Annotated in this window: 12 protein-coding genes and 3 pseudogenes; 9 read left to right on the top strand and 6 right to left on the bottom strand. The window is 40.7% G+C overall.

Annotated features, from left to right (window positions below; genetic code table 11):
- The first annotated feature begins 728 nt into the window (after positions 1–728).
- The 4 genes and pseudogenes from nirB to F972_RS08230 all read left to right on the top strand — a co-directional run bounded on the left by nirB (position 729) and on the right by F972_RS08230 (position 5,798).
- On the top strand, positions 729–3,275 hold the full coding sequence (gene nirB, locus F972_RS08240) for a nitrite reductase large subunit NirB (protein WP_004769522.1): 2,547 nt from the start codon (positions 729–731) through the stop codon (positions 3,273–3,275).
- A gap of 11 nt (positions 3,276–3,286) precedes the next feature.
- Entirely contained in the window at positions 3,287–4,906 is a 1,620-nt protein-coding gene (gene nirD / locus F972_RS08235) for a nitrite reductase small subunit NirD (protein WP_004769520.1), read from the top strand.
- 87 nt (positions 4,907–4,993) lie between these two features.
- A pseudogene (locus tag F972_RS15350) lies at positions 4,994–5,185 on the top strand (hypothetical protein); the annotation flags it as partial.
- A gap of 127 nt (positions 5,186–5,312) precedes the next feature.
- Positions 5,313–5,798: a winged helix-turn-helix transcriptional regulator gene (locus F972_RS08230; RefSeq protein WP_004682373.1), complete on the top strand. Its 486-nt coding sequence runs from the start codon at positions 5,313–5,315 to the stop codon at positions 5,796–5,798.
- A gap of 15 nt (positions 5,799–5,813) precedes the next feature.
- Here F972_RS08230 and F972_RS08225 read toward each other — a convergent pair whose 3' ends face one another.
- The 4 genes from F972_RS08225 to tusD all read right to left on the bottom strand — a co-directional run bounded on the left by F972_RS08225 (position 5,814) and on the right by tusD (position 7,255).
- On the bottom strand, positions 5,814–6,125 hold the full coding sequence (locus F972_RS08225; protein ID WP_004682372.1) for a TusE/DsrC/DsvC family sulfur relay protein: 312 nt from the start codon (positions 6,123–6,125) through the stop codon (positions 5,814–5,816).
- Between the two features lie 70 nt (positions 6,126–6,195).
- A complete protein-coding gene (locus F972_RS08220) occupies positions 6,196–6,480 on the bottom strand; it encodes a hypothetical protein (protein ID WP_004682371.1) in 285 nt (94 codons plus the stop codon).
- 11 nt (positions 6,481–6,491) lie between these two features.
- Positions 6,492–6,842: a hypothetical protein gene (locus F972_RS08215; protein WP_004682370.1), complete on the bottom strand. Its 351-nt coding sequence runs from the start codon at positions 6,840–6,842 to the stop codon at positions 6,492–6,494.
- A 44-nt stretch (positions 6,843–6,886) separates the two neighbouring features.
- Positions 6,887–7,255, bottom strand: a complete 369-nt coding sequence (tusD, locus tag F972_RS08210; RefSeq protein WP_010589273.1) for a sulfurtransferase complex subunit TusD — start codon at positions 7,253–7,255, stop codon at positions 6,887–6,889.
- A gap of 65 nt (positions 7,256–7,320) precedes the next feature.
- Here tusD and galE point away from each other — a divergent pair, with 65 nt between their 5' ends.
- From galE to F972_RS08190, 4 genes and pseudogenes are all read left to right on the top strand, one after another.
- Entirely contained in the window at positions 7,321–8,328 is a 1,008-nt protein-coding gene (galE, locus tag F972_RS08205; RefSeq protein ID WP_004682367.1) for a UDP-glucose 4-epimerase GalE, read from the top strand.
- Between the two features lie 206 nt (positions 8,329–8,534).
- Positions 8,535–9,929 (top strand): class II fumarate hydratase, encoded by a 1,395-nt coding sequence (gene fumC / locus F972_RS08200; protein ID WP_004682365.1) that lies wholly within the window; start codon positions 8,535–8,537, stop codon positions 9,927–9,929.
- Positions 9,930–10,063: 134 nt separating this feature from the next.
- Positions 10,064–10,555 (top strand): hypothetical protein, encoded by a 492-nt coding sequence (locus F972_RS08195; RefSeq protein WP_004682364.1) that lies wholly within the window; start codon positions 10,064–10,066, stop codon positions 10,553–10,555.
- A 90-nt stretch (positions 10,556–10,645) separates the two neighbouring features.
- Positions 10,646–10,840 (top strand): annotated as a pseudogene (locus F972_RS08190) (transposase); the annotation flags it as partial.
- Between the two features lie 230 nt (positions 10,841–11,070).
- Here the strand turns inward: F972_RS08190 and F972_RS15345 are convergent.
- Both F972_RS15345 and F972_RS08185 read right to left on the bottom strand, forming a co-directional pair.
- Positions 11,071–11,190, bottom strand: a pseudogene (locus F972_RS15345) (transposase domain-containing protein); the annotation flags it as partial.
- A gap of 141 nt (positions 11,191–11,331) precedes the next feature.
- Positions 11,332–12,111 (bottom strand): ferredoxin--NADP reductase, encoded by a 780-nt coding sequence (locus F972_RS08185; protein ID WP_004679719.1) that lies wholly within the window; start codon positions 12,109–12,111, stop codon positions 11,332–11,334.
- A 100-nt stretch (positions 12,112–12,211) separates the two neighbouring features.
- On the opposite strand from F972_RS08185, the gene tsaA reads away from it, so the two are divergent.
- Positions 12,212–12,937, top strand: coding sequence for a tRNA (N6-threonylcarbamoyladenosine(37)-N6)-methyltransferase TrmO (gene tsaA / locus F972_RS08180; RefSeq protein WP_004757840.1), 726 nt, complete (start codon positions 12,212–12,214; stop codon positions 12,935–12,937).
- Positions 12,938–12,946 lie beyond the last annotated feature (9 nt).

Raw genomic sequence — 12,946 nt, 5'->3', positions numbered from 1 at the left:
GCAATTGCTCTCTAACTTATATGGTTTATGCGCTTTATTGTATCGTTACCTCTCTATTCAAGAAATGAAAATCTGCATTTAGCTATGGAAAATAAGTTTGTGTTCGTTTTTAGTGCATAAAAAGAGTTATTTTAAAGCAGGGTGAATTGTGCTTTAAAACAGGTCAGTGCCTGCTAAGACGGTATGAGAATCCATTGGTTTATCTACCGATATTTATTTTATATCTATAAAGTTTATAAAAAACAAAGGTTAATAGTAATTATGTAAATGTGTTGTGTAAGTTGGCACAGCATTTGCTAATTATTCTGTAAGTCGAAGATGACTTTTTAAAATTGTAAGACGGCCAACGATGTCCGATCTGATCGGTTTGTTTACACAAGTGAATTGTGTCAGCAAAGCAGTATACGTTCAGTATGGGAGATGGCAATGTCTTTTTTATCTACAAATAAAGTAATCGTAAGCCTACTTAAAATTTTAGTTCCAGCGTCGCGAGCTCGCTCAACAGGGCGGCTCGTTTTTTTATCTGTTCTGGTGCCAGCTGCACATTATTCAATTTCGCAAAACATTTCCAGTACTTTATCCGAATTACATGCCATGCAAATGCAAGCAATGGCGTGTGGATAAATTCTGCCTTGGTTTTGCAAATCCTTATACCAGATATATCAGCAACAACAGGAACGCAAGCAACCGCTAGCTGAATAAATAGAGAAGAATTGAGGAGAGACACAATGAAATTAGTGATGATTGGTCACGGTATGGTGGGGCACAAATTCATCGAAGCCATTCTGGAGAAAGCTGATGATAAACTGGAAATTACGATTCTTGCCGAAGAGCCACGTATTGCATACGACCGTGTACATTTGACTGAATATTTTTCAGGTAAATCAGCGAAAGATTTATCACTTGCTCGTTTCGATTTTGCCGATGCTCATGGTATCGATTTAAGACTAAACACCAAAGCCATTGCCATTGATACCGCTGCGCAAACGGTCACTACGAGTTTGGGCGATGTGCTTCACTACGACAAACTTGTACTGGCAACTGGTTCATATGCTTTCGTTCCGCCAATTGTAGGTAATGATCGTGAAAATTGCTTTGTATATCGTACCATCGAAGATTTAGACGCGATCCGTGCTGCAAGCTTAAATGCCAAGTCGGGTGTTGTAATTGGTGGTGGCTTGCTTGGTTTGGAAGCAGCGAAAGCCTTACGTGATTTAAATTTAGAAACCCATGTCGTTGAGTTTGCACCTCGTTTAATGGCGGTTCAGATTGATGATTTAGGCGGTAAAGTATTACGCCGTAAAATCGAAAACTTAGGTGTAAAAGTTCATACGCAAAAAGCCACTTCATCTATTGAAGCGGGAGAAAGCGCAACGCATGTGATGAAGTTTGCCGATGGTAGCGAGCTTGAAACAGACATCATTCTATTCTCAGCAGGTATTCGCCCACGTGATGAATTAGCTCGTTCAAGTGGTTTAGCACTTGGGGAGCGTGGCGGTATCAAGATCAATGATTACTGCCAAACCTCTGATGAAAATATTTACGCAATTGGTGAATGTGCGCTTTGGGACAATAAAATCTATGGTCTCGTTGCACCGGGTTATGACATGGCGCGTATTGCAGCCAAGCATATCTTAGCTGAAGAAACACATTGTTTCGCTGGTGCTGATATGAGCACGAAGTTGAAATTGATGGGTGTAGATGTGGCATCGGTTGGTGATGCACATGGCATGACTCCAAACTCCCTCAGCTATTTCTATGCTGATGAAGATGCATTGGTTTATAAGAAAATCGTTGTAGATGCAGATAAAACCAAATTACTGGGTGCTGTACTCGTTGGTGATGCAAAAGAATATAACGATCTTCTGCAAATGATGCTGAATGGTATCGCATTGCCAGAAACACCTGAAAGCTTAATCATGCCAGGATTTGCTGATTCTGGTGCGAAAGCGGGTGGTAGTGGTGTTGATTTACTTCCAGACAGCGCAACGATTTGTTCATGTAACAACGTATCGAAAGCAGATATTTGCCAAGCGATTTGTGATGGTTCCACATCTTTAGGTGCTTTAAAGAAATGTACTAAAGCAGCAACTGCATGTGGTGGTTGTGCGCCATTAGTTACTCAAGTTTTAAAGTCTGAGTTACAACGTCAAGGTGTAACGGTTAATAACCATGTATGCGAACACTTCCCATACTCACGCCAAGAGATTTATCACTTGGTCCGTGTCAATCAAATCAAGACCTTTGATGACCTCATTCATCAACATGGTCACGGTTTAGGTTGTGATATTTGTAAACCGATGGCAGCGAACATTTTGGCATCATGCTGGAATGACTTTGTATTGGAGCCAACGCACGCAGGTCTACAAGACAGTAATGACTACTACTTAGGAAATATCCAAAAGGATGGTTCATACTCTGTTGTACCGCGTATGGCAGGTGGTGAAGTCACGCCAGATGGTTTGATTGCTGTAGGTCAAATTGCTAAAAAATATAACCTGTATACCAAAATTACAGGTGGTCAACGCGTTGATTTATTTGGTGCACAACTGCACGAGCTACCATTTATTTGGGAAGAGTTGAATGCAGCAGGCTTCGAGTCAGGTCATGCTTACGGTAAATCATTACGTACAGTGAAATCATGTGTAGGTAGCACGTGGTGCCGTTATGGCGTAGATGATTCTGTTGGTTTAGCGATTGAATTAGAAAATCGCTACAAAGGCTTACGCTCACCGCACAAACTAAAAATGGCTGTGTCGGGTTGTACGCGTGAGTGTGCTGAAGCACAAGGCAAAGATGTTGGTGTAATTGCGACAGAAAAAGGCTGGAACCTATATGTGTGTGGTAATGGTGGAATGAAACCACGCCATGCAGAGCTTTTAGCTTCTGATCTAGATACTGAAACTTTGATTCGTTATATCGACCGCTTCTTTATGTTCTATATCCAAACTGCGGATCGTTTACAACGTACCAGTGTATGGCGTGACAACATGGAAGGTGGTTTAGATTATCTCAAAGCTGTGATTGTTGATGATTCGCTTGGTCTTGCAGAGGAACTTGAAAATCGCATGGCACATGTCATTGGAACGTATCAAGATGAATGGCGTACTGCGGTAGAGAATCCTGAGATTCGTAAACGCTTCCAAACTTACATTAATGCAAGCGCTGAAGAGCAGGCTGATCCATATATTCAATTTACTGAAGTGCGTGATCAAATCCGTCCATTAAATGAAGCTGAACGTTCAGTTGTTCGTATCCCGATGGTAGAAGCATAAGGAGAATCAAAATGACAAATTTAAAAGACATGAGTATGCTTCCAGAAAATCAATGGGTCGATGTATGTAACCTTGATGACATCACGCCAAATACAGGTGTAGGTGCACTTATTGCGGGTCAATCCGTTGCTTTATTCCGCGTAGGGAGCGAAAAACGTATTTATGCATTAAGCAATAAAGATCCATTCAGCCAAGCAAATGTGATGGCGCGCGGTATTATTGGTGATTTGCAAGGTGAGCGCGTGATTGCATCACCTATTTACAAACAACATTTTAGTTTGGCGACTGGACGTTGCTTAGAAGATAAAGATCAAAAACTATTGGTTTTCCCGACTAAAATTGAAAATGGTCGTGTTTGGGTCGGAGCCGTACCACAAAAAACTTATATTACCAATAATGGAATTTCACAAGAGAAGTTAAAGCTTGTTCTGATTGGTAATGGTTTGGCTGGAATGCGCTGTCTAGAAGATTTACTCGACATGGCACCTGATCGTTATGATGTGACGGTGATTGGTGAAGAGCCTTGGGGTAACTATAACCGTATCATGCTTTCACCCGTGCTTTCTGGTGAGAAAACCATTGATGACATCATGTTGCACCCACATGCATGGTATAGCGATAAGGGCATCAAGTTTATAGCGGATGATCCAGCTGTAAAAATAGATCGTACTCGCAAGACAGTCCATACAGAAAAAGGTGAAAGTGTTGATTATGACCGTTTGATCATTGCCACAGGTTCTAAGCCATTTATTCCACCAGTACAAGGTGTTGACTTGAAAGGTGTGATTAGTTTCCGTGATATTTATGATGTGAATACCATGATTAAATATTGTGAAACTAAAAAAAATGCAGTCGTGATTGGCGGTGGTTTACTTGGCCTGGAAGCAGCGTATGGTCTGAAACAACGTGGCATGAATGTCACTGTTCTTCATTTGATGGATCGCATTATGGAGCGTCAGCTTGATGGGCGTGCAAGTCGTATGTTGCGTCAAAGCATCGAAGAAAAAGGGATTAATATTATCACTGAGGCAAATACTGAAGCATTGATTGGTAAAGATGGTCATGTTAACCAAGTACGTCTGAAAAATGGAATAGTGTTGGATGCCGACCTTGTCGTATTTGCAGTCGGTATTCGTCCAAATATTGCTTTGGCGCAAAGCGCTGGTTTACGTTGCAATCGTGGTATTTTGGTTAATGATACGATGCAAACCTTTGACCCAAGTATTTATGCAGTGGGTGAATGTATTGAGCATCGTAATCAGACCTTTGGTCTCGTCGAACCATTGTGGGGACAAGCATTTATCTGTGCGACACACTTGGCAGAACACGGTAGCTTAACGTTTAAGTCGCCAACCGTTCCAACTCAGCTTAAGGTTAGTGGTGTTGATGTATTCTCGGCTGGAAATTTTGAACCGAAAGAAGATTACGAAGACATTATCCTGAATGATGAAAAACGACAAATTTACAAGCGTATCATTATTCAGAAAGATAAAGTCATCGGTGCGGTACTGTTCGGTGATACTGAAGATGGCATGTGGTATGCGGAATTGATTGCAGATCAAACACCAATTTCAACATTTAGAAATAAATTGTTATTTGGTAAGGATTTTGCAATGAAAAAAGCAGGTTAATCATCTTTGGGGTTTAGGTTCCTTGGTGCCTAAACCCAAACAGAATGTGAAATTCAGGCATAGATGAAATAGATAAAAGGGGCAGTCATAAACAGTATTCAAAATTTAGAACACAGTCGCTCCGATCAAGCAGAAACAATCATTACAAAAACAACATGTCCCTATTGTGGGGTTGGATGTGGTGTTGATGTCACGGTAAATCATAAAGCACAAGGAACAACGGTTCAGGTTGCTGGTGATTTGGAACATCCATCTAATTTTGGACGCCTTTGTATTAAAGTAGGGTAATTTGTATCTGGTGACCAAGATACATTAGTGTATATTTTATATTGATTCACTTTTTAGTGTTAGGGTTCAAGGTGTGGATTATATACCTTATAAGTTTGAAAAATGATGGGTGATAATAATGAAATGGGATGAGATTGGCGATCAGCCATGTTCAGTGGCGCGGACGCTTTCAGTATTGGGTGACCGTTGGACCATGCTGATTTTGCGCAACGCATTTATGGGTATACGCCGTTTTGATGAGTTCCAGCGTAGTTTGGGAGTTACGCGTCATGTCCTTTCAGAACGGTTAAAACGTCTGGTTGAATATGGAATTTTAACCAAAGTTCCCTATGTGGAGCGTCAGGAACGTTTTGAATATCAACTTACCGATAAAGGGTTGGACTTGTACCCGATTATTCTGACAATGGTGCAATGGGCCGATAAATGGATGGACATGGGTTTGGGCAAACCGATTGAATTTACTCATAAAACCTGTGGACACAAATTTAGTTCTAAGGTTGTTTGTTCAGAATGTAATGAACCCATTGATGTAAAAGAGGTAAAGGTCGCTGCTGGCCCAGGTTATTTTGCGTTTATGCAACAAAAGCAAAATAGTGCCTCATAGATCATTTTCAATGATCTATAAACAATTGGCAGGTTTGGGAACGCCAGCCAAGCGACTTAAATGTCGAGCCACTAGACCTGTATTAAACTTTTGCTGTAGCTCAGCATTACTGATTTCAGGGCTTACTGTTTTCATGAGAAATTTGATCAACGGACGTGTTGCAGGTGAATGTCCAAACTGCTGATAAAACTGCCGTACAGCATTGAGAATATCAAAGTGCCAATCTGTCAGCTCTAAATCGAGTGATTTAGCAAGTTCCTGTGCAACTTCTGGATTCCAAATGGTGTAATCAACTAAATGACCGTCTTGGTCTAACTCTAACTGCATAAAATAGCCTAAGTAGGGGCGTATTGTATACGCCCAATAATTTATGGGTATCACTCAATTAACGATATATTCATTTCAACGTAATACAACGTTGAAACTTTAATACTAAATTTGCAAATTGAGCATATTCCAGAATGTTTACACGTTTTTTAAGACCATACTGCAATAGGCTTTGTTCATTGCTTAGACAATAGATATTCGGGTAAGTATCCACAACGGCATCTGTGACTTGTAAGACTGAATCCCCCATCATCACAATATGGTCATCCGCTTTTGCCATGTGTGCTAACTCATCTAAAATTTTATTGACATTGTTATAAGGAGATTGGACGAGAAACAAGGTTGAATTTTTCATGAGCGAATCCCTTACCAATACAGTACATGATCAAATGACTGAATAAATTCAGGATGAATATCAATAAATTCAATATCCTGATCTGTATTTTTGACGATAGCTAATTGTTGATTTTTGCTTTCAACCAAAATTGGGGTTAAATCGTAAAACTCAAAACTTTCCACCATATTGGCGGCAATTTTAAAGGCATGCGTGAACTGATCGAACGCTAGTTGATTGTTCAATAAACTCAGTGCGGCATCCTTTAATAATACTTTGACAGAAATACCAAAGGTTGCTAAAACCATAGTTGCAGACAAGCTTTCATTGACCTGCAAACTGGTTAAATTAGGCTGCGTTAGGATGACGAGTACAGTTTTCACACAATTTACCTTTTAAAAGCAACACGCTATATAAAGAACTTGATCTAGAATTGAATTAGACGAGAACAGCTTTGTACGGCATCAGCAAGTTCTCCAAGCCCAACCAGCTCAAAACCTTGGGCCAGGTTGTGCTGCTGAAGTGAATGACGTTGTGCATTGCTGGCATCCGTGATTCCCCGAGCAAGCGCGGCACTGACACAGACAGGGAGTCGAACGCCAAGCTTTTGCCATTCCAGTTTCAGGTTGCGCTGATCATCAGGAAACCACTGTAAATCGTTGGCAACCTGAACACCGTCCTGGTAAAAGAAGACACGAAATTCCTCATGCTTATTTTGTAATGCCTGTGCTAAACCAAATGCATGCCAGGCCATCATTGAAGTAGGTGCTGAGGTAATTAACAGTAGTGTACTCATGGAACATTCACTATGGTCATAGGCAAAAATAAAGATGGACATATTAAAAAGAAGGTAATTATACAATGATTTTGGTGACAGGTGGTTTAGGCTTTATCGGTTCACATATTGCTTTGAGTTTGCTGGCTCGTGGGCACGAAATCGTCATTGTTGATAATCTGGCCAATTCCACATTACAGACTCTGGAACGTCTGGAATATATTTCAGGCATGTATATTCCTTTTGCAAAGCTTGATGTACGCAACACGCCTGCCTTAAATAAGGTGTTTGAACAATATTCTATAGATGCGGTGATTCATACTGCGAGCTTTAAATCGCTGGAGGAATCGGTTTTAAAACCTCTTGAATATTATAATGATAATGTCAGTTGTATCATGAGCTTATTACGTGCCATGCAACGCATGGGAGTGAGACAGCTTATCAACCTATCCAGCGTGGCGGTCTATGGAAAGTCTGATTCGGAACTTTCCGAGGAGACTAAATTTAATTATCACTATGCTAATCCCTATATTCGTACCCAGCAAATGGTGGAGGATATTATTGCGGATACCTACAGGATTGACCATGAATGGAAGATCATTAACCTGCGGTTATCCAATATTGTCGGTGCCTTTGAGCATGGGGTATTGGGTGAATATGTTGTTCAATTACCGAAGAATATTGTGCCTCTGGCCTTGCAGGTAGCCGCAATGCAACGTGATTGCATTGAGTTGCAAAATCAGGCACAGACTAAAGATGGTACGGTTGAACGAAGCTTCTTGCATGTGCTGGATGTTTGTGATGCCGTACTGGCAGGCTTAAAGTGGCTGGAAACACAGGTTGGCTGTTTGGAGGCATTTAATATCGCCCACTCAAAAACCACCTCTATCCTAGGTTTGTTAGATGAAGTTGCCAAAGTAACCCAATCCGAAATTCGGGTTCAGCCCGCAGTTTATCAACATGAGGAATTGGCTCAACTGGGGGCAAATATTGATAAAGCAGAAAAGATGCTTGCATGGACACCGAAACGATCCTTAACACAAATGATTGGAGATGAATGGCGTTTTTACCTAAATACGTTAAAAGGTAACTAAGTCTGCTATCGCTTTATGATTACCAATACAGTCCATTAAAGCTGGCAACAGGTTTTAGATAATGATTATTATTTGCATTCTTAAGCCATTTGGGGATAATACGGCGGTTTGTTGAATATCCTTGATAAACATTCAATATGAGCTAGCCAAGGCATCTATTTGCTTCAGCCCGTGAAAATTCTTACCAAGATAGAGCAGAGGTTGTTATGCACATACGAATTGAACACGATACCATGGGTGAAATTGAGGTTCCAAATGAAGCCTTGTGGGGCGCGCAAACGCAAAGAAGTTTACAAAACTTTAAAATAGGTCAGGAGCGTTTACCCCGTGCGATGATTCGTGCAATGGGACTTGTAAAAAAAGCTGCTGCCATCACCAATGCAGAACTTAAACAACTGCCTGAAGAGTTAAGTCAATATATTGTGGGTGCTGCTGAAGAAGTCATTGCTGGGCAATGGGATGCTCAGTTTCCATTGGTGGTATGGCAGACAGGTTCTGGTACGCAAAGCAACATGAACTGTAATGAAGTGATTGCCAATATTGCTAACCAGAAATTAGGGCAAGCTTTGGGCGCACAAAAACCTGTCCATCCAAACGATCATGTCAACCGTGCGCAATCCACCAATGATTCTTTCCCAACCGCGATTCATGTTGCCGCAAGTCTGCAAATCAATGAATTACTAATTCCTGCGGTTGAGAAACTCAAACAAACTTTACAACGTAAATCCGATCAATTTGATGATATTGTCAAAATTGGACGTACCCATTTACAGGATGCGACTCCATTAACGCTAGGACAGGAATTTAGTGGCTATGTGTCACAACTGGATCATGGCTTAAAGCGTCTACATCAGGCGCTTGCAGGTTTATATGAATTGCCTTTAGGTGGAACGGCGGTGGGAACAGGACTCAATGCTCATCCTGACTATGCCGTAAAAGCCGCAGAACAATTAGCTGGGCTGACAGGCCTACCATTTGTAACGGCACCTAATAAATTTGAAGCCTTGGCAGGGCGTGATGCGGCAGTATTCGCTTCTGGTGCATTAAAAACTTTGGCTGCTAGTTTAAATAAAATTGCCAATGACATTCGCTGGTTGGCAAGTGGTCCACGTTGTGGTTTAGGGGAAATCCGTATTCCTGAAAATGAACCAGGCTCAAGTATTATGCCTGGGAAAGTAAACCCGACACAAAGTGAAGCCATGACCATGGTGGTGGCTCAAGTCTTGGGCAATGATACGACTATCAATATTGCTGGTGCGTCTGGTAATTTTGAGCTCAACGTGTTTATGCCAGTGATTGCTTATAACTTGTTGCAATCAATCCAGTTGCTTGGTGATGCATGTAATAGTTTCAATGACCACTGTGCGGTAGGAATTGAACCAAACCGTGAGAAAATTGATTATTTCCTGCATAATTCGCTGATGTTGGTGACTGCACTCAATCCCGTCATTGGTTATGAAAACGCTGCCAAAGTCGCCAAAACAGCGTATAAGGAAAATAAGACCTTAAAACAGGTTGCGGTTGAACTAGGCTTGGTAACTGCTGAACAATTTGATGAAGTGGTTCGTCCTGAGCAGATGATTGCACCGAGTAGTAAATAATCATGAGTGGTAGGGGCGTATGGTATACGCCCTTATTGTTTTGAGAGGCGTGTGATGGTTGCCCTTGCGAAGTGTACTTCTCTCCTGCAAGTGCGTACAATATCCGTTTGATTGACTAGACCATTGCTTTTATTATGCTTAATATTTATTTGACAGATACTCAAACTCATATTCAATATTCTGGTCTGTCTCATGAAAATCCTGTCAAGTTTTTGTTGAATCTAAAGAAAATTTTTCCAAGTACGGCAGACCTGTTGTTACCTGTCTTGCCAGAAGACAATAATCTGGAAAATGTGACATGGGAAGCAACGGCCAAAGATTTTGAAGTTTTTAAAAAATTACTAGAGGGCTGGGGCATTATTGAGCTTCGTTTAAGTGCAATTACCACCTATAAAGATAAAAACTTTGCCAATGAATTGGTAAAAAAAGCTCAAGTTAGACGCAAGCAAATTTCCCAGAAACATCCTGAACTCTCAATTATTGCTTTGGATTATATACTCATGCATGAAATTCATGCCTTGATTGATGCGGAATTGGTCATGATTGGGGAAAAATTCTATTTGCCGACTTTACGTGAACAATGGAAAAGTCTGTTTTCAGAGCAAATTCTGCAATGTAAGTTATAAGATGGGTAACGTGAATTCGGGATAAGGACGTTGTAAAAGGATAGGCATTTAAGTCAAAATTTAATCATGACAAAAAACAATGATCTCAAAATGCCTATCGACACACCGCTTACAACACTTTTCTGCCTAATTGATGATTTCTGCACTGATATTTCAGAGCGGGTTGAGCAATACATGCTCACTTGTGGCAAGATTAATCATATATTTGCCGATAGTGCAACTCGGGGGAAAACTTCTGTCGATTGGTTTTATGGTTTTAAGATTCATATTTGCTGCTTTAACATTATATGCTTTGGTGCTTGTAAATGGATATAAGTCTGGGATTCAGCAGATTTTAAAACCGATTGAATTAAAATCTGCTTAAACCAAATTCACGTTGGGTAAGCAGACTTAGGTCTGCTTTTTTATTGACTCATCTTTATAGAACCACATGGTTATTGTTCTACAAACAATTACAAGGTTTTAGTGGCTGTATGTTTAGGCGTAAGCCCCCGCTGAACCCCATGCCTATTTTTTTAATTCGGTTCAGGTTTCCAGCGGTGTGGTAGCAATTCTTCTATTTGGGTCACTTTATGGGTCGGCAGCCTTTTCAGCACATCACTGAGATAGGCATACGGATCCAGTCTATTCAGCTTTATTCGATTTTCTACTTTTAAACTCAATTATTTTTTTGGGGGATTACCTTTCAAATCTTTGTGCAACAAAGCCTATTTCAAATAAAAGTTAAAATAAAAAACCGAGGTATTACCTCGGTTCTTTTGTTCATCATGAAAAAGTTATTTTTCTACAAAAGCACGTTCAATCACATAATCACCCATAACACCCATACGTGGTGATTCAACCAGGCCATGTTGATCAAGCAGGGCAGCCACATCTTTCAGGAATGCTGGGCTACCACAGAGCATGGCACGGTCTGTCTCACGGTTAAAACGTGGTAAACCGATTTTTTCAAACAGTTCACCAGTTTCAATGGCAGTGGTGACACGACCTTGTGTATGGAATGGCTCGCGGGTTACGGTTGGGTAATAAACCAATTTATCCTTGATGCCAAGCTCTTCAAAAAATTCATTGTTTGGCAATTCATTCAGGATTAAATCCTGATAGGCAAGCTCTGAAACATAGCGAGTACCATGAACCATGATCACTTTCTCAAACTTTTCGTAAGTCTCAGGATCACGAAGCAGGGAAAGGAAAGGAGCAAGGCCTGTACCAGAAGATAAAAGGTATAAATTTTTACCTGGTAATAAATCGTCGTGTACGAGCGTTCCTGTTGGTTTTTTAGAAATCAGGATTTCATCACCAACCTGTACTTTTTGTAAAATGGAAGTCAATGGACCGTCTTGTACCTTAATTGAGAAGAACTCCAGTTCTTCTTCATAATTCGCGCTTGCAATCGAATAAGCACGCATTAAGGGCTTGCCATTCACTTCAAGACCGATCATGACGAATTGACCATTTTTGAAACGTAGACTGGTGTCACGTGTTGTTTTAAAACTAAAAAGTGTGTCATTCCAGTGGTGAACATGAGTAATGCGTTCAACGTTAAAAGCAGCCATTCAAGGTCTCGATCACAGTTAAAAGAAACAGGTTGCTATTCTAATCTAAATTCATTCTCGATAAACTGAATATATTTAATTGTGTTTATAAGAAAAAGTGATGAGCAATTCAGTTGAGATGCCGATTATCGGTTACATGCACTCTCCCTACCGTGAAAAGTTTGGTATTCCGAGGCAGCCAAATCTGGTGCAGGTCGAGTCTTATATGGAGATGGTGGCACCTTATAACGATATTTTGGCATTCGAGGGAATTGAGGCATTTAGCCATTTATGGCTGTTGTGGCAGTTTCATGAGAATAAACAAAATGATAATGCACCAAACCAAATAGCTGGATTTCGCGCGCAGGTACGTCCACCACGCTTGGGTGGAAACCAGAAAATGGGGGTGTTTGCTACCCGAAGTATGTATCGTCCGTCTGCAATTGGTTTGTCTGTGGTGCATTTTTTGCGAGTAGAAAAGCAAGGGAAAAGCGTGCGACTTTATGTAATGGGTAGTGATTTACTACATGGCACACCGATTCTGGATATTAAGCCCTATATCCAGTATTCGGATGCAGTGCCAGATGCAAGTAGTGGTTATGCCCAGGATGAGCCTGTACGTAAATCAGTGATATGGACAGAAACTGCACAAACACAACAACAGCAATTACTAAAGCAGGCTATTTTAAATAAAAAGGTATTCGATGAACTGGAACAGGTGTTATCTTTAGACCCTCGTCCTGCCTATCAGGAAGATGCTGAACGAGTTTATGGAATGTGTTTTGCAGACTTGAATGTTCGTTTTAAAGTCGATGCAAGCAATGTCACAGTCATTGCTGTGGAATAGGCAACTTAA

The organism is Acinetobacter sp. CIP 102529 (assembly GCF_000368325.1).
GTDB classification, from domain to species: domain Bacteria; phylum Pseudomonadota; class Gammaproteobacteria; order Pseudomonadales; family Moraxellaceae; genus Acinetobacter; species Acinetobacter parvus.
This window is presented reverse-complemented; position numbering and strand designations above follow the sequence as displayed.